Below are 23000 nucleotides of genomic sequence, written 5' to 3'. Positions count from 1 at the left end.
TTTCATCGGGCGAGCAACTCGTCCTCGGTCGGGACGTCGACCCGGTCGGACCAGCGCAGGGTGCTGACGACCATGTCGAAGAGCAGGACGATCGCCTGCACCGGTTCGGCGTCGGCGTCACCGTCGGTGAGGACGGTGAACGTCAGCAGGCCCCACACGCCGGGTGCGCCGGGCGCTGCGATGTAGTAGCTCACGCGTACGGCGGGAGAAGTGCGCTTGATCTTGTCGGCGTCGACGAGCCGGCTGATCCGGACTGCCGGGCAGCCGCCGATGTCCAGGGCCGACCCGTCGGCGCCGGCGTCGGCGAGGAGCCCGTCGAGCACCTGCCGCGGGTCCGGGATGTCGCCGTCGTCCTCGATGATCGACAGCACCAGCGTGCCGGGCAGGCGCATGCCGTGCATCTCGGTGGTCGGCATGACCACGGCCCGGGCGCCCTGCCGTTCGGCCTCGTCGGTGGCCTGGGTGAGCTCGGCGTGCAGCATCCGCCGCCACGGGCCGGCCTTGTCGCGCGGCAACGTGTCGGGCAGCGCCTGGCGCACGATCCCGTCGATGGTCCGCTTCCGCAGCCGGGCCAGGCCGGGCGTGGTGGGCAGGTACACCCAGCCACTGGGCAGGATCAAATCGACATCGATCACGGTACGTCCGTCCCGGCGGTGATCAGGCGCAGCTCCGGCGACTGGTCGGCGATCATGGTCAGCAGCGCGTCCATCCCGTCGCCGATCACCGCGAGCCGGCCGAGGTCGTCGGCGCGGGTGGTCAGCAGGACGTCGAGGTCACCGGCAGGCCGTTCCAGGCGCAGGGCGGCGTCGACCCGGCCGTGGACGCTGCCGTCCCCGGACCGGGTCAGGGCCAGCACCCGGATCGCGTCACCGTGCGCCGTGCTCAGGTATTCGACGTCCGGTTCGCGGACGTCGTCCTCGAAGCCCTCCGCGCCGACGGCGCCCATCAGGTACGCGGAGTCGCCGGGCATCGGCTGCCGGAATTCGACGATCGCGACCAGGGGCAGCCAGCGGACCCATTCACCGAGGAAGCCCGCGCCCCACATCAGGCGGCGGTTCGGGGCCAGGCCGGCGGCGTGCGCCAGCAGGTCACCGGCCATCGCCGCGCCCACGGTGGCGCCGGTCCAGCCGTCGACCAGGGCGGCCACGGACTCGGGCCACCCGGTGGCGTCGCTGTCGGCGGCCGGCACCCAGTCCCAGAACCAGGACACGGACGGGATCTGCCCGGTCATCGGTTGGTGACCACGGGGTTCTGCTGCACCTGGATGGTGCCGAGGATCAGGCCGACGCCGGTGCTGAACATGCCGTTCAGGATGTCGACCGCTCCGGCGCCCGCCCCGAAGATCTTCGGCACGGGTGGTTGGCGAATACCGGACGGGGCGCCGGTGGGAACGGTTTCGCCGGGCCGCCCGGGGCGCGGCCGCAGCCCGGACGACCACGACGATCCGGAGGGATCGCCGACGCCGATCGGCCGGCCTCCCTTGGGCGGCGGTTTGATCCCGACCGGCGGCACCTTCTTGGAGAGCAGCTTCTTGTAGTCGTCGAGCGCCTTGGTGCCCTTGGTGAGCCGCGCCGCCAGGCCGCCGATGCCGAGGCCGACCGCGTCGAGCGCGACACTGAGCGCGCTGCCCTCGCCACCGATCAGCAGTGCGGTGTCGGAGATCAGCAGGACGGCGCCGACGACGAACGCGGCCATCGCGATCCCGTTCAGGCCGGGTATCAGGAACGCGAGCGCGGTCAGGACCAGGGCGATGACGGCGAAGATGTCACTGATCTTCTTCAGTACGGCCATGATCTTGTCTTTGAGCGAGTCGGTCAGCCCGTCGTCGTAGTTCTTGCAGTTCACCGCGTCGCCGAAGCGCTTGCCGGCGACGTCGAGGGCGTCGAGCGCTGCCTCCAGGCGGTTCTTGGCCGCGGTGACCCGGCTCTGGGCCTCCTCCTGGGCGCGCGTCTTGTCGGCGGCCTTCTGCTGTTCCTCCGGCGCGACGGTGCCGTCCGGTCCCTTCTGCGGATCGGGCATCGCGGCCGCGCTTTTCACCGCCGCCGTGCCGTCGTCCTGCTCGTTCTCGGCGGCCGTCACCTCGTCGATCGCGTGCTGCAGCTCCGGTTCGTACCGGTCGATCTCGGTGGCGACGTCGTGGTAGCGCACGGCGGCCTTGCTCAGGCTGTCGTGGATGGAGGTCGCGTCCTTCCGGAGCGGTTCCACCCACTGCCCCACCAGCGTGTCGCTGCCGGTGTCGATGATCTTCTGCAGCTTCGCCACCGCGTCGTCGATGGTCTCCGAGATGTGCTGGTAGCGCTTCTGCACCGTGTCGATCTCGGCGGGGTCAGCGCGCTTGAGCGTCTTGATCCGGCCGTCGCTCACTTCTGCTCCATGCTGTCGGTCAACTGCTTCTCCGCCTCGGTCCAGGCCTCGTCGAGCTCCTTGACCTTGTCGCGGAACTTCTTCATCGCGTCGACCATCTTGTTGCGGTGCACGGTCCAGTTGTCCGCGAAGTCACCCATGGACAGGTTCGCGTTGTTCTGGCCCCACTGCCCCTTCTCGTCGTTCTGCAGGTCGAGCGCGTCCTCGAACTGGCTGATCAGCTCGTTCAGGTCGCTGACCAGCCCGTCCAGGTCCTTGACCACGAGGTCGGCCATCACATCACCGCTTTCGCTGTCGGTTCCAGCAGAGGGATCTGGACGGTGCGCAGCGTGCCGTCCCCCAGGTGCACCCGGGCCACGCCGGGCACGACCCGTTCGGTGAGGTTCGCCCGCGACAACCGGACGCCGATCAGGTCGCCGGCGCTCATCGCCGGCGGGGAGAGCAGCGCGCCACGCCGGTTCTTCTTCACCTCGACCTGCCACCCGGAGAAGCCGGCGGCCACCGCGGACACCTCCCCGGCGATGATCACGGCCCGGTTCGTCCCGGACGCCTGCCGGATCAGCTGGCGCAGCCAGTCGCGGGCGGCGCAGTCGCGCCAGCCCTCGGCGTCGTCGATCAGCAGGGCCACCGGTCCGGCGCCGGGATCCACCAGCGCGGCGAGCGTGTCGGCGGACGGGTTGTCGTCGGTCACGATTCCCCGTACGCCGGGGCGACCGGCCAGCTCCCGCAACGGTGAGCGCAGCGGGGCGCCGACGACCAGCTCCGTCCCGCCGCGCAGCAGCGACTCGGCCATCACGGCGAGCGCGGTGCTGCGCCCCGAGCGGGACGGCCCGGCGATCAGGAACGTCGGCTGGTCGGCGATCAGGTCCGTGCCGACCGGCTCCAGCTCGTCGCCGCCGACCCCGATCAGCGCCCAGCCGGGGCGCGCCTCGGTGACGGCTTCCCACGCCTGGTCGTACGTCAGTTGCGTGGGCATCGCCGCGATCTTGCCGGGCCGCAGCGCTCTGGCGACGTGCGCCTCCCGGTCGGTGAGCCGGGCCGCGACGGCGTGCATGGCGGCGACCTGCGCCGGGCCGGACGGGTCCGCGGCCACGAGGGCGACCTGCGCCTCGATGGCGCTGACGGCGCGATACCCGCGGCCCGGCGGCAGGTTCTCCGGGATCTTGCGCGGGTTCAGCCCGGCCATCGTGGCGTCGGTCCGGTCGGCGAGGCGCAGCACGAACTTCTCCTCGCACAGGGAGCTGATGCGGCCGCTGAGCAGCGCGTGGTCACCGGCGATGAGGACGTGAACCCCGGCGCTCGCGCCCTCCCGGAGCAGGGTGTGGACGATCTCGGTGAGCGCGCCGCCGTCGTGCTCGCCGAGCGTTCCCACGAACCCTTCCCAGCGGTCGAGCAGCAGCAGGATGTGCGGCAGCCGCTCGCCGGCCGGGGCGGCGGCGCGCTGTTCGCTCAGGTCGGCGAACCCGCCCTCGCCGAGCAGCCGCTGGCGGCGCTGCACCTCCTGGTGCAGCCGGGTGAGCAGGCGCGTGGCCCGTTCGGTGTCCGAGCGCTGCACGACCGCGCCGCAGTGCGGGAACCGGCTGATCGGCAGCAGCGCGCCGTTGCCGCAGTCGAGCCCGAACAGGTGCAGGTCGGCCACGCTCGCCGCGGCCGCCGCCGCGGTGGCGATCGTGCGCAGCGCCTGCGACCGGCCGGAGCGTGGCGCGCCGGCGATGTGCAGGTGGCCGAACGTGGCCAGGTCGATCGTCAGCGGCTCCTGCCGCTGGCTGCGCGGCAGGTCCTGCACGGCCCAGGCGAACGACGGCTCGCCGGCGCCCGGCTCGGTCGCGAGGTCGACGACCGTCGCCGACGGCAGCGCCGGCAGCCACGGGCGGCGCTGCGCCGCGATGCCGAGCCCGTCGTTGGCCTTGCGGATCGCCGCGACCAGCACCGACAGGTCGGTGGCCTCGTCGGTCCCGGCGGCCGCCCGCGGTGGCTGCGGCACCGGGCGGCCCCAGTCACCCCAGTTCACCGAGTTCAGGAACGGGGCGGCCGGCGCACGGCCGGCGGCGGTGTCCGGCCGGCGGCCGCCGACCCGGCCGGTCTGGAACGGGATCAGCGAGCTGTGGCCGAGCCTCGCGTAGGCGCGACCCGGATGCGCGGCGGAGATGCTGGCCGCCTCCCGGGCGTCGATGACGTCGGTGCTCTCCCCCGCGTCGGTCACCCGCAGCGCCACCCGCAGGTTCGTGTTCGCCCGGATCTCGGCCGACACCACCCCGGACGGACGCTGGGTCGCCAGGATCAGGTGGATGCCCAGCGAGCGGCCCCGCTGCGCGATGTTGACCAGGCCGGTGACGAAGTCGGGCAGCTCGCGGGCCATCGACGCGAACTCGTCGATGACGATGAGCAGGCGCGGGATCGGCTCGGGCACCGGGCGCCGGGTGGCGTAGTCGAGGTAGTCCTCCAGGTCCTTGGCGCCGACCGCGGCGAGCAGGTGCTCGCGGTGGGTCAGCTCTGCCCCCAGCGAGGTCAGCGCGCGTTCCACCAGATGGGTGTCCAGGTCGGTGACCATGCCGACGGTGTGCGGCAGGTCGACGCAGTCCTTGAACGCCGCGCCGCCCTTGTAGTCGACCAGCACGAAGTTCATGGCGTCCGGGCGGTTGGCGACGGCCAGGGACGCGACCACGGTCTGCAGGAACTCGGACTTGCCGGAGCCGGTGGTGCCGGCGACCAGGCCGTGCGGTCCGTGCTGGACGAGGTCCAGGGCGAACGGGCCGTCCATCGTGTAGCCGACGATCGCCCGGGTGCCGCGCGGCGAACCGTTCCACCGGCCGGCGATCAGGGCCGGTGCGGGGTCCTCCAGGTTCAGCACCTCGAGCAGGCGCGCGGACGCCGGGAGCGCGGCCTCACCGTGGCTGTCGCTCACGTCGCGGACCGGGGCGAGCCGCCGGCCGGTGACCGCGAACCAGTCGTCGATCACCTGGTCGACGCGGACGTCGTCGATCTGCTCCGCCCGTTGCCGGCGCACCGTGGTGGGCAGTCCCGCGCCGCCGGTCACCACGGTCGTGCACTCCTCCGGCAGGGTGCGCTCGTCGGTGTCGACGCAGATGAAGTAGACGCCGACGGCGGGGCCGGCCAGCAGGACGGAGACCACGCCGGGCAGCGCGCGCAGCCGGCGGGCGCCGTCGAGCACGACCACCACGTCCGGGTCGGTGAAGACCGTCCGCGAGCCGGCGGCGGCCCGGGCCTGCTGGCGCACGGTGACCAGTTCGATCAGCTCGGCGATGCGGTGGGCGGTCGTCTCGGCGTCCGTGCCGAGCAGGCTCAGCGACTGCTGCCCGAGCGACGGCCGGGTGTGCGGCAGCCAGCCGGCCCAGGCCCACAGCGGCTCGGCGGACGAGTCGGTCAGCACGTACAGCTGCACGTCGCGGGGGCTCTGCACGACCGCGAGCTGCCCCAGCATCCACCGGGCCACGTGCCGCGGCCAGTCGTCACGCCCGGCCACGCCCACGACACCCGCCTCCGGCAGGGAGATCGCCACCGGGACGTCGTGCAGCCGGCGTGGCTCGGCGCGGCGCTCGACCACCCCGGCCTCCTCGACGGTGATCTTGCTGGGCAGGTCCGCGGTGCCGACCCGGACGACCAGGTGGTCGGGGTCGGCGCGGCGGCGTTCCCACAGCCGGGCCCGCGGGCCGGTCGCGACCACCAGCAGCTCGGCCGGGTCGGGCGCGTCGACCCGGCGGTCGAGCCGTTCCAGCACGAGGGCCTCGGCGATCTCGGCCTCCACCGCCTCGACCCGCCGCCGGTAGCCGGCCAGCTGGTCGCGATGGCTACGGCTGCCCTGGCGGCGGCTGGTGAACCAGTTGGCGACCACCATCAGCGGCGTCATCGCCGCGAACATCAGATAGAGCGGGTTGTGCAGCACGAACGCCAGCACGCCGCCGAACGCCGCCGGCATGGCCGCGGCCAGCCACGGCAGCGCGGTGGCGGACGGCGCTTTCGGCTCGTCGGGCATCCGGAACTTGCCGGGACGCACGGGCGGCAGCAGCCGGGGCGGACGGTTGTAGTCGAGGTACTCGCGTTCCGGCGACGGTTCGACGACCGCGTCGGGGAGCAGCACCGGGTGCGCCTCGAGGACCGTCCCGCCCGCGCCGAGCTGGGCGCCGGCCCGCCAGACCCGTTCGTCACCGGTCAGGTTCTCCTGGTCCAGCCGCAGGTCACCGTCGAGACCGCGGACGTGGACGGTGGCGTCGAACGCGACCCGGACGACCGCCGCCACCGGCGCGAGGTCGCCGGTCAGCCGCACCCGGCACCCGGGCGCCGACCCGATGCGGTGCTCGCCCGGCCCGAGTGACCAGATCCGCCCCGCGCCGGCCCCGGTGACGGCTCGCACCGTCACCAGGCCGCGGATGGTGGAGTAGGGCGCCGGGCCCGGACCCCCGACCCACAGCGTCGAGCCGTCCCGCAGGCCGCTGTCGGCGAGCGACAGGTCCGGGTCGAGCGGGCGGTCGTCGTGGTGCACCCCGCCGCTGTCGAGGGTGTTCCCGTGCGCGAGCGGCGGATCGAGATCGTGGAGAAGGTTCTTGACGACGTCCCGCAGGGGTGTGGCAGGGTCGGCGTCCACGATCACGTCGGCCGACCACGCCTGCGGCGACGCCAGGGTGATCAGCATGCGCACGGAAGTTCCCTTCGTTACTTGCTCAGCGAGCCGGCGAGCTCGGTGTCCATGTCACGCATCGCCTCGACGGCCTTGTTGAGCCACTCGGAGAGCTGGGTGAGCGTCTCCATGACCTGGCTCGCGGAGGTGTTGAACTCCGAGTGGACCTCGTCGAACCTGCCGGACGCCTGGTCGGTGACGAAGCCGGACGTGGTCAGGTTGTCCACGATCGTCTTGCACTCGGTGAGCCGGCTGTCGATCTCCTCCTTGTTGGAGCTCATGCGCTTCGCGCTGTCCTCCATGTCGGAGTACGTGATGCTGAGGTTCGCCATCGGGTCGTCCCTTCGTGTGCTCCGGGCCGTACTGCGCTCAGCCCGAAGATGATCAACCGGCGACCACGCTAGGAACGGCGCCCGCCGGGGTCCAGAGCGGCGGGCGCGGACGTGGGCCCCTGGGCCCAGGGCCCGCGTTGACAGGCCAGGTCCGGGCCACTGACGATTTCTGTCGCCCTGTTCGCGGGCGCTGTCGTCAAGGGGTGAGCAATGAACGTGGTGCCCGCAGCCGCACCGGATGCCCGGCGGTCCGGCGCCTGGATCGTGGACCACGCGATCCGGGCGCTCGCCACCGGACGCGCCGCACAGGGCGAACCGTTCCCGCAGGTCGGAGCCGTTGTCCTGGGTTCCGGCGCGGTGTCACTGCGGCTGACCACCCCCGCAGCCGCACCACCACCGGGCTGGGACGCCGAGCACGACGGCCGCACCTGGCGGGCGCCGCTGCACCGGCTGGAGACCGCGGCGGTCGACACCCGGCTGCCGGCACCCCTGCCACTGCTGGTCTCGCTCGGTGACACCGGCGAGGGGCGGGTGCTGCTCAACCTGGCCGCGGCGGACGGCATCATCGGCCTGGAGGGCGACAGCGTCCTGGCGCCGCGACTGGCCGAGCAGTGGTCACGGCAGCTGACCCGCGGCCCGTGGGCGGGCCAGGCCACGGTGATCAGGGTCGGTTTCGGGCCCGGCCCCGGCTTCACCGGCGTGGACGTCGACCAGCTGGCACAGGCGGCACCCCTGCTGAGCCGCGAGGCCGGGACGGTGCTGTTCGCCGGGCGGCCCGATCCGTACGACCTGCGCGAGGCCGTCCAGCTGGTCACCGGGCCGGAGCGGCGCTGGGCCGTGGTGGCGGTCGGCGTCGACGACGCCACGTGGCGCCTGCGGGTGGACATCTCCGGCACCGTCGACACCGGACTTCTCGACGGTCCGGTACGTCCGGCCTGGTGACGAGCCGTGTGAAGCGGATCTGAAGGGTCCGGGCCCGGGCGGCGCCGACACTGGCCGTCATGACCGTTCCTGCCGAACCTGGCGGCCGGGTGCGTATCGCTATCGCCAGCCCGGAGATCCTCGCCCACATCCGTCAGCAGTTCACCGACAAGGGCTGGGACGTACGGATCGACGGCCTGCCGACGGTCGAGGTGCTGGTCACTCCGGGATCCGGGCCGGCCCCGGGGGCGAACGCGCTCGCCGGCGCCCTCAACGGGCTGGCCGGTCCACAAGCCCGGCACCGGCATCCGGCCACCGCCCGATACCGGCTCGCGCTGGTGCCACGCGGCCCCGCGTCCGGGCGGCGCGCCGAGGAGAACGGGCCGCCCCGCGCGGGTGGCGGGTCGCTGTCACCGCGGGAGGCCGAGGTGATGGACGCGATCAGCCGCGGCCTGCCCAACGCGGACATCGCCGCCCTGCTGGAGGTCCGGCACAAGACGGTGAAGAACCACGTCAACCGCATCTTCGCCAAGCTCGGAGCTCGCAGCCGGGTGGAGGCCGTACTGATCTGGCAGCGCACCCGCGGCTCGGAAGGCCGGCAACAACCCTGATTTCACGCCAAGGCTGTCTTCAGGCTTTCGAGAGGCCGCACGCCGCAGCTCAGGAGTCACTTGGTAGCTGGCGCCGACCGGTTGAGGGTTAGGCGGGTCGCGGTCGCCGGTGCATCAATGCGTCTTGTACGGCGTTTCGCAGTTCCGAGGGCTGGAACGGTTTGCGCACGATGCGGTCGCCGTCCTGGAGCGTTTCGGCGGCTTGTTCGGGCGTGACGGAGCCGGTGGCCATGACGACGGGAATGTGTGCCGTATCAGGCGTCGTGAGTAGCTCGGCGCGTGCTTGCAGGCCGGTCATCCCTGGCATTTCGTTGTCGGTCACGACGGCGTCCGGATGCTGGGCCCGAACTTCAGCGACCAGCTCGCGGCCGTCGCTGCACAAGTCGACCGTATGGCCGGCCCGCGTCAGGACTCTTTCCACCACGCTGCGGGCGCTGGGGTCATCGTCTGCCGCCACAACATGACTCATGGTGTGCCTGCCTTCTGCGTTGTTCTGTTGCGGGTGCCGTGAGGTAACGCTGGGTGCTTGTCATGAGCTGTCGCATGGCCGGATCGCGGGAGCCTTACAGGAAACGCCGGTCATAGCCGAACGTGGGACGGGCTTCTTTCGCGCGTCGCTGCGAGCTTGTGGAGCAGGTCGGCGGCGGTGAAGGGTTTCTCGAGGAATGCGATGTCCTCGTCGAGGATGTGGGTGGTGCCGAGTAGGCCGTTGCTGTAGCCGGACATGTACAGCACTGGAAGTCCTGGCTGGCGTTCGTGCAGCAGCTCGGCCAGACGACGTCCGGAGATCCCCGGCATGATCACGTCGGTGAGCAAGGTGTCGCAGCCGTGTTGTTCGTACAGGTCGAGCGCTTCGGAGGCGTCGGCCGCGGTGAGCACGTGGTAGCCGGCGTTGGTCAGAATGCGGGTGACTACGCGGGCGAGCGCTGGTTCGTCCTCGACGACCAGCACGGTGCTGCCGTCTCCGCGCGGCGGCGTCGTACGGGGTGCCGGCGGTGAGGTAGCTGTGTCGGCCGTAGTGGTCGCCAGCGGAAGGTAGATCCGGAAGGTCGTGCCGATGCCCCGCTCCGAGTACACGTTGATACTGCCTGCGGCTTCGGTCACGATGCCGTAGACGGTGGCCAGCCCGAGTCCGGTGCCGCGGCCCTGGGGCTTGGTGGTGTAGAACGGCTCGAAGATCCGTGCTGCGGTTTCCGGTGACATGCCCTCGCCGGTGTCGCTGACCAGCAGGCGGGCGTAGGTGCCGGCGGGCAGGGGTGGTTGCATGTTGACCTCGTCGCCGTCCAGCGCGGCGGTGTTGGCCTCCATGACCAGGGTGCCGCCCTCGGGCATCGCGTCGCGGGCGTTGATGGCCAGGTTCAGCAGTACTTGCTGGAGTTGGCCTGGGTCGGCGTGCACGGTCAGCGGTTGCGGGGAGGGCACGGCTATCAGATTGATGTGCTCGCCGATGGTGCGCTCCAACATCATCTGTACTTCGGTGACTGCCGCGTTGAGGTCCACGTCTTGCGGCTGGGTGGCCTCTGCGCGGGTGAAGGTCAGCAGCTGCCGGGTCAGGTTGGTCGCCCGCTCCACTGCCGTACGTACCTGGGCCAGGTCGGCTTGCACGTCCGGTTGGTCAGCGGTCTCCTCTGCCACGAACTCGGTGTAGTTGGCGATGATCGCCAGGATGTTGTTGAAGTCGTGCGCGACACCGCCGGCCAGTTTGCCGAGACTTTCCAGGCGCTGCGCCTGGTTGCTGCGTTCCTCGATGGCACGCCGACGCTCGGCGGCTTCCTTGGCCGCGGTGATGTCACGGGCGACGGCCGAGGCGCCGATGACGGTGCCGGTCTGGTCCGTGATCGGTGTGATCGTCAGTGAGACGTCGACGACTGTTCCGTCCTTACGCAGCCGGCGCGTCTCGTAGGCCATGCCACGCTCGCCCTGCCTGATGCGGGCGAGCACGTCCGCCTGCTCGTCCGAGCCTGTGTCGTCGGCCAGCATGGTGGCGGGCTGTCCGAGAACTTCCTCGGCGGTGTACGCGAACAGGCGTTCCGCGCCGCCGTTCCACGCTGTGATGATCCCTTCCGGGGTGACTCCGATAACGGCGTCGTCGGTGTGTTCGACCACGGTCGCCAGGGTTGCCCGCTGCGCCTCGGCGACATCGCGGGCGGCGCGTTCGCGAGCATCCGCTTCGTCCAGTCGGTGCTGGCCCCACGGGTCCACGTAGATGGCGCCTTTGCCGAGCAGAACGCCATAGTTGCGGCGTAGCGTCCAGTAGTAGAGGCCCACAGCGGCGGTGAGCAGGTCCCACATAGCCGAGGTCCACGGCCACCCGGAAGCGTCCATGTGCAGCTGGCGGCCTGCTGGGACCTGTATGACGGTGCGGTAGGCCATCACCGCGTGCAGGCCGTGACCGACCGCGCAACTGAAGAAGATCATCGCGGTGGCGGTGGCGAGCCGGTTGGTGCGTAGCTGTCCGGCGCGGGCGACCGGTACCACGATCGCCACCATGATCGCCGCATAGGCAACCATGATCACCAGGTTGCCCATCAAGAAGATCTGGTCCGGCATGCCCCTCCGTTCGGACAACCGTCCTGCAACCTGAGCGAGGCCCAGGTCACACGGGCGCCTGGTCTTCCGGCCACGGGGCAGGAGCGGTCGCGGGCCGGGCAGCGGGACCTGGGGCCATGAACGCGACCGGGGTGAGATCAGTCAGGCGTGTGAACAGCAGCGCTTAGCGTAGGCAGTACGCCTGTCATGGCCAGGACACGGTGAACCTGACGGGTGGCGTTGGCGACGGTGAATGAGGCCGACAACAACTCCACCCCGAGTTCACTGCCGGGATCCACCGGTGGTGGCTCAGCACCCGGCTCGCTGGTCATGGCGCGCACGGTACACCCATACCCGAACAGGCTCCCGCGATCACAACCGGGACGCATGCCTCCCTGCCTCCAACAGATGGGCAGATGGACGAGAGCCAGGGGCATTAACGGCGCTAAGCGTTCGGCGGTTCATGCCGAAAAGAACCGAGGAATGCCCTGACGCCGGACCTTCGAGCCTGCTCGCAGCGCCCCGGCGCCCGCAGTGAAGGAAGCCCGATGACAACCACATCATCCTCAGGCGCAGCCCCTGCCGCGCCACGGCGGGGTTTCGCCGACCTCAGCGTCAAGGTCAAGATCCTCGCGGCGGTCGGTCTTGCGGTCGCCGCAACGATCGTTGTCGGGATGATCGGGTTGAGCGCGCTCAGCAGCACCAGTGCCTCCGCGCAATTGATCTACAAGAGCAACGTGGCCAGCATCAAGGGTGTCGGAGAGCTGGAGACGGTGATTCGTCAGGCCCGGCTGGATCTGGCCAGCCATGCGATCTCTCAGGATTCGGCCACGATGGCGAAATATCTCGAGGCCTTTGAAGCCGACAAGGAGGCGTTCGACGCCGGAATGGCTGCCTACCGCGGCAGCATGCCGGCCGGTGACCCGGCGGTGATCGACGCGTTGCAGACGAACTGGGAAGCCTACGTCCAGCTCGCCCGGGACAAGCTGATCAAGCTGGGTGCCGCCAACGACATAGCCGGGTGGCAGAAGGTCAGAGACGCCGAAGCAATACCGATCCTGACCGAGATCAAGAAAGCCACCGACACCCTCGATGAGACCGAGGTAGCCGACGCGGCTAAGAACGCCGCCTCCGCCGAGTCCGTCTACGACACCGGCCGGCACACCTCCCTGATCGCGATGGGCGCCGGCAGCCTGCTCGCACTGGCGCTGGGCTTCTGGGTAGCACGGATGATCGTCCGGGCACTGACCAAGGTCAAAGACGTCTGTGTCGGTCTGGCCGACGGTGATCTGACCCGCACCACCGGACTGCACACCCGCGACGAACCCGGCCAGATGGGCCAGGCCCTGGACAAAGCCATGAACCAGCTTCGGCACACCGTGGCCACGATCAACGACTCGGCGACGTCGCTGGCCGCTGCTTCCGAAGAACTGTCCGCCACCGCCGGCCAGATCGCCGCTTCCGCCGAAGCGACGTCCGTGCAGGCGCAAGCCGTGTCGACCGCTACCGAGGAAATCTCCCGCAGCGTCGACAGCGTCTCGGCCGGCAGCGAAGAGATGGGTGCCGCGATCCGGGAGATCTCCGTCAACGCCAGCGAGGCCGCCCAGGTCGCCAGTCAAGCCGTCATGGTCACCGCCGCCACCTCCGAGACGATGGCGAAACTCGGCCAGTCCTCCGTCGAGATCGGCAACGTCGTCAAAGCCATCACCGCGATCGCCGAGCAGACGAACCTGCTCGCTCTCAATGCCACCATCGAAGCCGCCCGGGCCGGGGAACTAGGCAAGGGCTTCGCGGTCGTCGCCTCCGAGGTCAAGGATCTGGCCCAGGAGACAGCCCGGGCCACCGAGGACATCTCTCGCCGGGTCGAGGTCATCCAGACCGACACCACCGGCGCGGTCGCCGCGATCGAGGAGATCACTCAGGTGATCGCCCGGATCAGCGACTTCCAGACCACCATCGCCTCAGCCGTGGAGGAGCAGACCGCGACCACCGGCGAGATGAACCGCAGCGTCGCCGAAGCAGCGAGCGGAACCGGCGAGATCGCGCAGAACATCACCGGAGTCGCTGAAGCGGCCCGCCTCACCAGCGCGGGCGTTACGCAGGCGCAACACGCCACCAGCGAACTCGCGCGCATGTCCACCGAGCTCAACGCCCTGGTCACACAATTCCGTTACTGACCGCCGCAGCCAGTCTGGTTGCCGTTCCAAGGATCGATCCGGCCCGCCATGCCATCAACACCCGCGCCCACCGGTCACTACGACGGTCAAGACCTCATCAACGAGCTGCTCGCCGCCGCCCTGCACACCCGTGCCACCATCGCCGGCGTGCTGCACGCGGCGGCCGTCAGCCGCGCTGTCCAGCCTCAAGCAGCAGCCGCCCTCACCGACGCCGCGGCAGCCCTCACCCATATCCACGACAATCTGATCCGCGCCGCCGGCCCCGGCGAAAACGACCGGTCCGGACAAACACGAAACCCTGATTGAAAACCAGGCAGGAAATTGAACAGCGGTCCGGATAGCAGTGACCCTCCCCGGCTAGGAAACAGTCAGCGGCATTCCGATACGATCCGCGCCCAGCACCGAAATGAGACCCGTCAGAGTCACTCGACCTCGCCGAAGTCTCCTCAAACCTTAGGCAGCAACGCCACTGCCAATAACGCTCATCGTCACTACAGCTGCATACCCCACCCATTTGCATCGTTGGAATATCCGCACGGCCGGATTAGCAGGTCAGAATTCCAGCAGGGCTCACGGTGAGCCGCAAGTACCGCCGACGCACTGATCTGCCGCCGCGCGGGCGTTGTCGGCACTGGCTTCCGCCGGGTTACCCCTCGATCGGTTAAGGAACCCGAGTCAGATCGAGCACGCGCACCCCTGCAGCCGGTAATGAGCCGCCGGCCCCAGCGGCGGTGCCGCCGCATGGTTCGGCGCGGGACTCTCGCGGAGGCCGCCTTGGTGTACCGATCGCTGCAGCGGGCTTCTCTGCCGAGTCCGAGCCGCGCTGGTCGGCTGACCGTTCAGTGGGAGCCCGGGATGGCCGATAGGTCGGTTGAACCGGCTGACAGGGGAACCTTCCATGATGCGGACCGCCGAACTGACCATCACCGACGTGCTGGCCCACCGGCTGGTGCACCCGGTCTACCAGCCAATTGTCGACCTGACCGGCGGTGGCGTGGTGGGGCTGGAGGCACTCGCGCGGGGACCGGCCGGAACCGCGCTGGAGTTCCCGGACCGGCTCTTCGCCGCGGCCCGGGACGCCGCCCGGCTCGGCGACCTCGACCTGCTCTGCTGCGAGCGGGCCATCGAGGGCGCGGTCGCGGCGGCGGCCACCCCGCCGTTGCTGTTCGTGAACGCCGAGCCGGGCGTGCTCGACCAGCCGCTCTCCCCGCGCCTGCTCGAGTTGCTGGCGGCGGGGCCGCCGTTCCGCATGGTGCTGGAGTTCACCGAACGGGCGTTGCCCGCCGTACCGGGAAGCCTGTTGCGGATCGCCGGAATGGTGCAGGAGTGGGGCAACGCCCTGGCGCTCGACGACGTCGGTGTCGACCCGATGTCACTGGCGTTCCTGCCGGTCATCGAACCCGAGGTGATCAAGCTGGACATGAGCCTGGTCCGCAACCCGGACACGGCGCACACCCGCTCGGTGGCCGCGCTGGTGCGATCCGAAGCGCGGCGCACCGGGGCGACGATCATCGCCGAGGGCATCGAGACCGAGGCCGAGCTGCGCGCAGCCCGGGAGCTCGGCGCGCACTGGGTCAGGGTTGGCTGTTCGGCCGTCCGACCGGCATCGACCAGGCGATCCACGACTACCGCCCGGAGGCCGCGGCGGTCCTGCGCCGCCCTCGGCCCGGCTTCCACCTGCCGTTCGAGATCGCGGCAGCCCACCCATCGGCGACCGGCCCGGACGCGCCGGCCGACCTGGTCGCGGCCGACGGCGCCCTGGTCGTCGTCGCTGGCGACACCGGCGACCTGCGCGAGCTGACCGATCGGTCGCGCAGCGTCATCACCGTCGACCCGGTGCCGGGTGAGGCCACCGTGGTCGTCATGGCCGACGGCCGCAGCGCCGTGACCAGAGCCCGGGGCGGGCACCGGGTGACCTCCGACCATCTGCCGACAGCCGCCGCCTGCGCCCGGGTCCTGCTCCACCGCTCCCGCTGACGTCCTTCACCACGCTCACGGGCGAAGTCAGGCCGCGGCCGGGCTCCGGCGCACGGGCTCGATCCCCGGGCCGGCCAGGAAGGCGCGCACCTCGGCCGCCCCACCGGGGTCGAGCTCGGCGAGGCGGGCCAGGGCCTGACGCGCCGGCCCGGTCCCCGGCTCCCTGCATCGGGCCAGGCCGAACAGGGCGCGGCCCTCGTGGAGGTGGTCACCGGCGTCCCGGCTGATCCGCCGGGCCGCGGCGAACGCCTCGCGGGCTGCCGCGCGCTGCGCGAGGCCGAGCCGGACCCGCCCGACGGTGACGAGCAGCGCCGCTTCCAGGGTGCGACGGCGTGCCGCGCGGGCGTGCGCCAGGCCGGTCAGCGCGTTCCGGACCGCCTCGGGCCGGCGCCCGCGGGCCAGGTCGAGTTCGGCCCGGTTCCGCAGCGCGGCCGCCAGGTGCTCATCGGTTCCGGCGGCGCCCGCGAGCGTCAGCGCCTCCGCGGCCGGACCGCGGGCGGCGTCGTGGGCCCGCATCTCCCGCAGCGCTGTGGTCAGGCTGCAGAGCAATCCGATCCGGTACGACGGGTGATCCGTCCCCGCGAGCAGTTCGAGGCCTCTGGTCAGCTGGCGCACCGCGACGTCGTGACGGCCGAGCCGGGTGTACGCGATGCCGCTGTGGTGCAGCAGGACCGCCCGGGCCGCCCGGTCACCGGTCGCCTCCGCGGAGCGCATCGCCACCCGCAGCAGGTCCAGCCATTCCAGGGGCCGGCCCGTCGCGCGGAAGTGGTCGCCCAGCCCCGCGGTCAGCTCCGCGGCGGCGGTGTGCTGCCCGGCCTGCCCGGCCGCGTGGATCAGCGCGACGAGGTCCGCCCGGTGCTCGGCGCACCATCGCAGCCGGTCGCGGTCACCGGTGACAGCCAGTGTGGCGCGGTACCAGGAGAGGATCCGGGACAGTGCGGCCTGCCGTTGCGGCGTCCCGAGGTCGCGGGACAGCTCGGCGGCGTACGCCCGGCTCAGTTCGGGCATGGTGAACCGGTCACCGTCCTGCTCCAGCAGGCTGCTGGCGCTCAGCGTGTCGAGCAGTGATCCGGCCTGCTCGGTGGTGGTGCCGAACAGCGCCGCGGCGGTGTGCCGGGTGACGCTCGTGCCGGGCAGGACGCCGAGCAGCCGGAACGCGCGGGCCGGGCCGGTGCCGAGCGCCGTGACGGACCAGGAGAGCACGTCGCGTACCGAGGAGCGGGGGTCGTCGTCGAGGCGCAGCGTGTCGAGCCGGCACCGGGGATCCTCGAGCCGGGCGACGAGCGCGTCGAGGCAGGGGCCGGTGGCCGGCGCGATCCGTTCGGCGGCGATCCGGATCGCGAGCGGCGAGTGGTCGCACAGCGCCGTGAGCCGGCGGGCGGCCTCGGGTTCGGCGGCGACCCGGCCGGCCCCGGCGGCCGTGCCGAGCAGGTGCAGTGACTCGTCCGGGTGCAGCGCGCCGAGCGGGACCCGGGTCGCGTCGTGCCGGACGGCCAGCCGGGACAGGCGGTCGCGGCTGGTGACGATCACCAGTCCGCCGCCGGGCAGCAGGTCCTCGACCTGGTCGGCGGAGCGGGCGTTGTCGAGAATGATGAGCATCCGCTTGCCGGCCGTCAGGTCGCGCCACAGCGCCGCGCGCCGGTCCTGCCCGGCGGGGATGTGCCGCGCGCCGGCCGACACCAGCAGCTCGTGCAGCGCGGCGTCCGGGGTCAGGGCGGTCCGCGACGGATCGTATCCGCGCAGGTCGAGGTGGATCTGCCCGTCGGGGCAGCTGTCGCGCAGCAGGTGCCCGGCGCGTACGGCCAGCGCCGTCTTGCCGATGCCGGGGGCGCCGGCGATCAGGACGATGCGCCGCCGGCCGGCTGCCCCGGCGCCGGGGCGCACGATGCTCAGCAGCTCGGCCGAGCGGCCCACGAAGCTCTCCCGGTCCGGCGGCAGCTGCGCGGGCCGCACGGGCACGGCGTCCGCCGGCTGCCGCGCCGCGTCGCCGTCCTCGGCCAGGATGGCCGCGTACGCGGCCTGCGTGCCGGGTGACGGACTGATCCCGAGGCCGGTCGCCAGCCGGTGGCGCAGATCCTCGAACTGAGTGAGAGCCTCGGCGGTGCGGCCGGCGCGGTGCAGCGCGATCATCGTGGCGGTGCGCAGCCGCTCGTCGAGCGGGTGGGCGGGGATCTCGGCGAGCAGCCGGGCGGTCAGGGCGGGGTCGGGCGCGGCGACGCCGGCGAGTTCCACGAGCAGTTGCACGCGCAGGGTGCCGAGTCGCTGCCGCGCCTGGGCGGCGAACGGGCCGGGCACGCCGGCGAGGATCGTTCCGCCCGTCCAGGTGCGCAGCGCCCGCTCGTAGGCGCCGGCGTCCCGGGTCGCTCGCGCGTGTTCCGCCTCGTCCTCGGCGCGGGTCACGTCGACGTGCTCCCGGCCGAGCCGCAGGGTGTACCCGGCCCGGTCGCTGACCAGCAGTTCCTGCACCGGTCCGAGCGCGCGGCGCAGCCCGGAGACGTAGGTGTGCAGGCTCCCGGCCGCCGTCGCCGGCACCGTCTCGCCCCACACCCGGTCGATCAGCTCGGCCCGCGACACCGTCGTGCCGGCGCTCAGGGCCAGCGCGGCGAACGTCGCACGCTGTTTCGGCGGCCCGAGCTCGATCTCCTCGTCGCCGACGAACGCGCGCAGCGGCCCCAGCCCCCGCACCCGCAGCGGAGCCGGACCGTTCGTCAGCACGGGGCCCGCCGCGCCGGCGCCGACGTTCCGGCACCCGCGGGACCAATGCCAACATCCAAGTCAAAGGATTTGCGCGTATGGCGATGAGCCGCCCGCAACTCCGGCGACGGGTGCGTGACGGCCTCGCCGGGGTGCCGGCGCCGGGTCTGCTGTCGCTGCATGCCGTTCCTTCTCCTGCGGGTGCGGAAGGTGGCTACGTAATCAAGGCGCGGGCGCCGCTCGTCGGGCGACGCGTTGCCACCGGTCGGGTGTCGTGCGCCACACGACGGCTGCCGGTCATCGGGCCGCGCGGCGGCGCGGCGGCCAGGCGACGAGGGTGGCCGCCAGGCCCAGCACCCCGAGGACGGCGCCCGCGGTCAGCACGACGGCGGGGCTCCACCGGCCGCCGAGTTCCTGGACCAGGACGGGGAAGGAGAACCCGAGGTAGGTCAGGGCGTAGAAGACCGCGACGAGGGTGGCGATGTCGTCGCGGCGGGCCAGGGCCTCCATCAGTTGCAGACCGCTGACCAGCAGGAATCCGTAGGCCGAACCGAGCAGCACGGTGCTGACCAGCAGGAGGGCCGGTGCGGCGGTGGCGGCGGTCGCCGCGGCGGCGAGCATGCCGGCGATCACCGCCGTGACACCCACCCGGAACGGCGCGGCGGTGGAGCGACGCGTGAGGCGACGTGCCCACGGCTGCACCGCGATGCCGGTCCCCAGGGTGATCGCCGCGGCCACGCCGCTGCCGATCGGGCCGTAGTGACCCAGCGGCACCAGCACCGGGAGGGCGGCCAGGGCAACGGTCGCCGCCCCGAAGACCCAGGGTGCGGTCGGCACCACTGCTGTCAGGAAGATCCGGCTGGTCAGGACCTGCCGGACGGAACCGCGGGCCGGCTCGGCGGGATCGCCGGCGCCGCGCGTGGTCTCCGGTTCGGGGGCCTTGGCGACGAACGGCAGCACCGCGGCCACCAGGACCAGGTGGATCAGGTAGGAGGTGATCTGCGGCGACGGCAGCCACTGCACGACGGCGCCGGAGAGCAGCGGCCCGGCGGCGAAACCGGCGGTCAGCGCGACCGCCGCTCGCCGTGGCCCCTCACCGGCCGGCCCGGTGGCGTCGGACAGCTCCTTGATCCACGCGGTGGCGGGCCCGAACGCCGCGCCGGCGCTGATCCCGACGATGATGCGCCCGGCCAGGATCACCGCGAACGCGCCGTGCGCGAGGAGGATCGTCGCGGAGCCGAGCGCGGCGAGCAGCAGGGCGGTCAGCAGCACCCGCCGGCGCCCGAGCCGGTCGGACAACCGGGCCATGATCAGCAGTGCCGGGATGAGGCCCACCGCGTACGCCCCGAACAGGCCGAGCACCTGCACCTCGCTGAGGTCCGCGCGGTAGGTCTGCAACAGCGCGGCGAACATGTTGGCGCCCCAGGCGACCACGAAGGCTCCCGCGGCCGGTCGCTGCCAGGAGCGGCGGGTGAGCGCCGGGAGATCCCGGGGCGAGTCGGCACCGCGTACGGCGAAGGCGTTCTGCGTCATGATCGCAACCCTAGTTGTGCAGTAGACCGGTCGTCTAGTGACGTCGCCGGGTGGCCGCTGTGCCCCAGGACACCCGACGTGCGGCAGCCACGCGACCGACGAGCGACATCTCGGCGGTGGTTCAGTCGTTGCGGCCCGGTATCCCGGGACCGAAACTGAGCAGGATAGAGACCAAGATGTCGGCTGGAAGAAAGACCGTCCTCACCGCCGCCGCCACGGCTGTCGTCGCGGCCGGCGCCCTCAGCGTCTTCGCCGTCACGGCGGCCGACGCGCATCCGGGCGGGCACCCGGCGAAGAAGCCGACGATCGTGCTCGTGCACGGCGCGTTCGCCGACAGCAGCGGCTTCAACGCGGTCACGCAGCGCCTGGTCGCCGACGGCTACCCGGTGGTGGCCGCCGCGAACCCGCTGCGCGGAGTGGCCTCCGACGCGGCCCAGGTCCGGGCGCTGCTGGACAGCATCGACGGGCCGATCGTGCTGGTCGGTCACTCGTACGGCGGCAACGTCATCTCCGAGGCGGCCACCGGTGACAGCGACGTCACCGCGCTGGTCTACCTCGCCGGGTACGTCCCGGAGACCGGGGAGACCGCTGCCGCGCTGACCGACAAGTTCCCCGGCAGCACGGTGGGCCAGTCGCTCAAGGCGGTGCCGCTGCCCGGCGGGCAGACCGATCTGTCCATCGACCCGGCCGTGTTCCACGAGCGGTTCGCCGGCGACGTGCCGGCCAAGGACGCCGCGCTCTACGCCGTCGCCCAGCGACCGGTCACTCAGGCGGCGCTCAACGAGCCGGCCGCCGCGAACCCGGCCTGGCACACCATTCCCTCCTACGACCTGATCAGCGGCGCCGACAAGATCATCCCGCCGGCGGCCCAGCGGTTCATGGCCGAGCGTGCGCACGCCAAGACCGAGGTGGTCAAGGGCGCCTCGCACCTGGTGTTCGTCTCTCACCCCGGCACCACGGCCGCCTTCATCGAGAAGGCGGCACGCGAGACCGCTCGCTGACCCCGGGGCACCGCACCACGACGAGGGCTGCCTTCTCCACGAAGGCAGCCCTCGTCGCCGCATCGGCCGCACGGGGCGCCCGAGCCGGGTCATCCCCAGACGCGCCGGGCGGTCTCCACCACCAGGTCCAGCTTGCGGCGCTGGTCGTCCCAGCTCAGCGGGTTGCCGTGGACCTCGGAGGCGAAACCGCACTGCGGGCTGAGCGCCAGGTCGTCCAGCGCGTGATATCGGCTCGCCTCGTCGATGCGGCGCGCCAGGTCGCCGGCGTCCTCCAGCTGCCCGGTCTTGGTGGTGACCAGGCCGAGCACGACGGTCGTACCGTCCGGAACGTGCCGGATCGGGGCCAGGCCACCGGCGCGGTCGGTGTCGTACTCCAGCAGCCAGTGATCGACCGGGATCTGCCCGAAGACGTCCTCGGCGATCCCGTCGTACGTGCCCTCGTTGAACCACTGCCCCCGGTAGTTGCCGCGGCAGATGTGCATGCCGACGGTGACGCCGCGCTCGCGCAGCCCGGCGACGATACCGGCGTCGGCCTCGATGCAGCGCCGCAGCAGCTCGCGGTGGTCGAGCCCCTCGGCCTCGAAGACGGGGATCAGCTTCTCGTTGACGAAGCTGGTGTAGCAGGGCGCGTCGATCTGGATGTGCCGCACCCCGTCGCGGACCAGCGCGTCGGCCTCGGTTCGCACGACCTCGGCGAGGTCCTCGATGAGGTCCGCCCGGGTGGGGTAGGTGCCGTCGCTCACGCCGGCCTGCCAGTTGGCGACGACGAAGTTCGTCACCTCCGGGAGGGTGATCTTGAACGGGCCGGGTGCGTGCCGGGTGAGGAAGCCGGCCTCCCGGTCGGTGAACCGTTCCCGGTGCAGCAGTTTGCCGCCGATCAGGTTGAGAATCGCGTCGTCGGACTGCTGCTCCTGCCCGGAGTTCCAGTCCAGCACTGGCGCCTGCCCGACGAAGCCGGCGGTGTGGTCGGTCAGCTGGCTCATGAAGTCGTTGCGGCGGTACTCCCCGTCGGTGAAGGGCCCGATGCCGCTGTCCCGCTGCACGCCCAGCACCGTCTCGATCGCGGTGTCCTCGGCCGCGTGCAGCTCGTCGGCGCCGATCCGGCCGGCCGCGTGCTCGGCGCGTGCCCGCAGCAGCGCGGGAGGACGCAGAAGGCTGCCGACGTGTGTCGCCCGTGGTACGGACATGACTCTCTCCCTGGTTCGGTGTTCCGGTGTGCTCGGCCCGGCCACCGTGCGCAGCAGGGCGCGACGGTGTCGCCGGGCGTGCGTTCGCGTCCTTCGAGCCGGGTTCGTGGCCCGGCCCGGTCACTCGGTGATGCCGAAGAAGTGCCGCCGGTACCTGGGGTTCATCCGCTCCACTGACAGCAGGACGTAGAAGGTGGCGACCCCGGACTCGACGTCGTACGCCGGTTCGCCGCAGATCCACGATCCGAGCCGCAGATAGCCGCGCAGCAGCGGCGGGACGGTGGCCGGTGGGGTCTGCTCGTGGCCCGGCCGCAGAGCGGGATGCCGTGGCTCGACCCGGAATCCGGCCGGCGAGAGGTGTTTGTCGCGGACCGCGGCCCAGATGCCGGCGGCGCTGTCCGGCGCGACCCAGGCGCATCCGCCGAGCCACTGGTATCCGGTCAGCCGCAGGTACTGCGCGATGCCGGCCCACATCAACCCGACGACAGCCCCGTTGCGGTGCTCGGCGTGGACCGCGGCGCGGCCGGTCTCCACCAGGCCGGCGTCGAGCCCGCGCAGTTCGCTCAGGTCGAAGGTGCGCTCGCCGTACCGCCCGCCCACCTGGGCCGCGCAGTCCGCGGTCATCATCCGGTAGGTGCCGACGACGGTGTCACTGGCATCGTGACGGACGACGAGGTGGTCGCTGCAGGCGTCGTACGCGTCCGCGTCCAGGCCGTTCGCGAACGTCGGCAGCCCGGTGCCGTACTCCGCGGCGAACGCGTCGTGGCGCAGCCGCTGGGCCTGCTCGACCAGGCGCCCGTCGGCGACGGACACGCTGTAACCGCCCGCTTCGATGTGCAGGCCGGCCAGCGGCGCGGCCCTCCCGGCGTCCTGGAACGGCGCGTGATGTCGTTGCGTCACTGGGTTTCCCTGCCCCGGCGCCTGGGCGCCGGCGGTGATCGGCTGCTGTGGACCCGGGTGACTCAACCAGGCCGGCGCGATCGTTCGTCGGGCGAACGGCTGGCATCCGTCGGGCGACGATTCTGGCCGGTACGGCGA

General features: G+C 71.7%; 19 protein-coding genes. 7 read left to right on the top strand and 12 right to left on the bottom strand.

The window, feature by feature from the left end:
* Positions 1-2: 2 nt before the first annotated feature.
* Genes Acy02nite_RS35515 through Acy02nite_RS35490 form a run of 6 tightly spaced genes read right to left on the bottom strand, consistent with a single transcriptional unit; the run spans position 3 to position 7332 of the window.
* Positions 3-635: a hypothetical protein gene (locus tag Acy02nite_RS35515; protein ID WP_203751407.1), complete on the bottom strand. Its 633-nt coding sequence runs from the start codon at positions 633-635 to the stop codon at positions 3-5.
* Positions 632-1231, bottom strand: a complete 600-nt coding sequence (locus Acy02nite_RS35510) for a hypothetical protein (RefSeq protein WP_203751405.1) — start codon at positions 1229-1231, stop codon at positions 632-634. The genes Acy02nite_RS35515 and Acy02nite_RS35510 overlap by 4 nt, the downstream gene beginning before the upstream one ends.
* The gene (locus Acy02nite_RS35505; protein WP_203751402.1) at positions 1228-2364 is read right to left on the bottom strand and encodes an AAA family ATPase; all 1137 of its coding nucleotides are present in this window, start codon (positions 2362-2364) and stop codon (positions 1228-1230) included. The genes Acy02nite_RS35510 and Acy02nite_RS35505 overlap by 4 nt, the downstream gene beginning before the upstream one ends.
* Entirely contained in the window at positions 2361-2639 is a 279-nt protein-coding gene (locus Acy02nite_RS35500) for a hypothetical protein (protein ID WP_203751399.1), read from the bottom strand. Before Acy02nite_RS35500 ends, Acy02nite_RS35505 begins: the two co-directional genes overlap by 4 nt.
* Positions 2639-7015 (bottom strand): FtsK/SpoIIIE domain-containing protein, encoded by a 4377-nt coding sequence (locus tag Acy02nite_RS35495; RefSeq protein WP_239175492.1) that lies wholly within the window; start codon positions 7013-7015, stop codon positions 2639-2641. Before Acy02nite_RS35495 ends, Acy02nite_RS35500 begins: the two co-directional genes overlap by 1 nt.
* Before the next feature lie 20 nt (positions 7016-7035).
* Positions 7036-7332: a WXG100 family type VII secretion target gene (locus Acy02nite_RS35490; protein ID WP_203751392.1), complete on the bottom strand. Its 297-nt coding sequence runs from the start codon at positions 7330-7332 to the stop codon at positions 7036-7038.
* A gap of 210 nt (positions 7333-7542) precedes the next feature.
* Here Acy02nite_RS35490 and Acy02nite_RS35485 point away from each other — a divergent pair, with 210 nt between their 5' ends.
* Together Acy02nite_RS35485 and Acy02nite_RS35480 are read left to right on the top strand one after the other, a co-directional pair.
* On the top strand, positions 7543-8274 hold the full coding sequence (locus Acy02nite_RS35485; RefSeq protein ID WP_203751390.1) for a hypothetical protein: 732 nt from the start codon (positions 7543-7545) through the stop codon (positions 8272-8274).
* A 59-nt stretch (positions 8275-8333) separates the two neighbouring features.
* Positions 8334-8864 carry a helix-turn-helix transcriptional regulator gene (locus tag Acy02nite_RS35480; RefSeq protein ID WP_203751387.1) on the top strand — a complete coding sequence of 177 codons (531 nt, stop codon included), beginning with the start codon at positions 8334-8336 and terminating at the stop codon, positions 8862-8864.
* An 88-nt stretch (positions 8865-8952) separates the two neighbouring features.
* Here the strand turns inward: Acy02nite_RS35480 and Acy02nite_RS35475 are convergent, their stop codons facing one another.
* Together Acy02nite_RS35475 and Acy02nite_RS35470 are read right to left on the bottom strand one after the other, a co-directional pair.
* Positions 8953-9333 (bottom strand): response regulator, encoded by a 381-nt coding sequence (locus Acy02nite_RS35475; RefSeq protein WP_203751384.1) that lies wholly within the window; start codon positions 9331-9333, stop codon positions 8953-8955.
* A 110-nt stretch (positions 9334-9443) separates the two neighbouring features.
* Positions 9444-11414 (bottom strand): PAS domain S-box protein, encoded by a 1971-nt coding sequence (locus tag Acy02nite_RS35470; RefSeq protein ID WP_203751382.1) that lies wholly within the window; start codon positions 11412-11414, stop codon positions 9444-9446.
* 527 nt (positions 11415-11941) lie between these two features.
* Here Acy02nite_RS35470 and Acy02nite_RS35465 point away from each other — a divergent pair.
* From Acy02nite_RS35465 to Acy02nite_RS35450, 4 genes are all read left to right on the top strand, one after another.
* Positions 11942-13570, top strand: coding sequence for a methyl-accepting chemotaxis protein (locus Acy02nite_RS35465; RefSeq protein WP_203751380.1), 1629 nt, complete (start codon positions 11942-11944; stop codon positions 13568-13570).
* Positions 13571-13618: 48 nt separating this feature from the next.
* A complete protein-coding gene (locus Acy02nite_RS35460) occupies positions 13619-13876 on the top strand; it encodes a hypothetical protein (protein WP_203751378.1) in 258 nt (85 codons plus the stop codon).
* 592 nt (positions 13877-14468) lie between these two features.
* Positions 14469-15371: an EAL domain-containing protein gene (locus Acy02nite_RS35455; protein ID WP_203751366.1), complete on the top strand. Its 903-nt coding sequence runs from the start codon at positions 14469-14471 to the stop codon at positions 15369-15371.
* Between the two features lie 35 nt (positions 15372-15406).
* On the top strand, positions 15407-15547 hold the full coding sequence (locus Acy02nite_RS35450) for a hypothetical protein (protein ID WP_203751363.1): 141 nt from the start codon (positions 15407-15409) through the stop codon (positions 15545-15547).
* A gap of 27 nt (positions 15548-15574) precedes the next feature.
* Here Acy02nite_RS35450 and Acy02nite_RS35445 read toward each other — a convergent pair whose 3' ends face one another.
* Complete coding sequence (locus Acy02nite_RS35445) at positions 15575-18262, bottom strand: AfsR/SARP family transcriptional regulator (protein ID WP_203751360.1); 2688 nt, start codon at positions 18260-18262, stop codon at positions 15575-15577.
* Between the two features lie 276 nt (positions 18263-18538).
* The gene (locus Acy02nite_RS35440) at positions 18539-19774 is read right to left on the bottom strand and encodes an MFS transporter (RefSeq protein ID WP_203751357.1); all 1236 of its coding nucleotides are present in this window, start codon (positions 19772-19774) and stop codon (positions 18539-18541) included.
* A gap of 176 nt (positions 19775-19950) precedes the next feature.
* On the opposite strand from Acy02nite_RS35440, the gene Acy02nite_RS35435 reads away from it, so the two are divergent.
* Positions 19951-20775, top strand: a complete 825-nt coding sequence (locus Acy02nite_RS35435) for an alpha/beta fold hydrolase (protein WP_203751354.1) — start codon at positions 19951-19953, stop codon at positions 20773-20775.
* A gap of 89 nt (positions 20776-20864) precedes the next feature.
* Here Acy02nite_RS35435 and Acy02nite_RS35430 read toward each other — a convergent pair whose 3' ends face one another.
* Entirely contained in the window at positions 20865-21962 is a 1098-nt protein-coding gene (locus tag Acy02nite_RS35430; RefSeq protein WP_203751351.1) for a cobalamin-independent methionine synthase II family protein, read from the bottom strand.
* Positions 21963-22082: 120 nt separating this feature from the next.
* Positions 22083-22811, bottom strand: a complete 729-nt coding sequence (locus Acy02nite_RS35425; RefSeq protein WP_203751609.1) for a GNAT family N-acetyltransferase — start codon at positions 22809-22811, stop codon at positions 22083-22085.
* Positions 22812-23000: the final 189 nt, after the last annotated feature.

The organism is Actinoplanes cyaneus, assembly GCF_016862095.1.
Taxonomy (GTDB): domain Bacteria; phylum Actinomycetota; class Actinomycetes; order Mycobacteriales; family Micromonosporaceae; genus Actinoplanes; species Actinoplanes cyaneus.
This window is presented reverse-complemented; position numbering and strand designations above follow the sequence as displayed.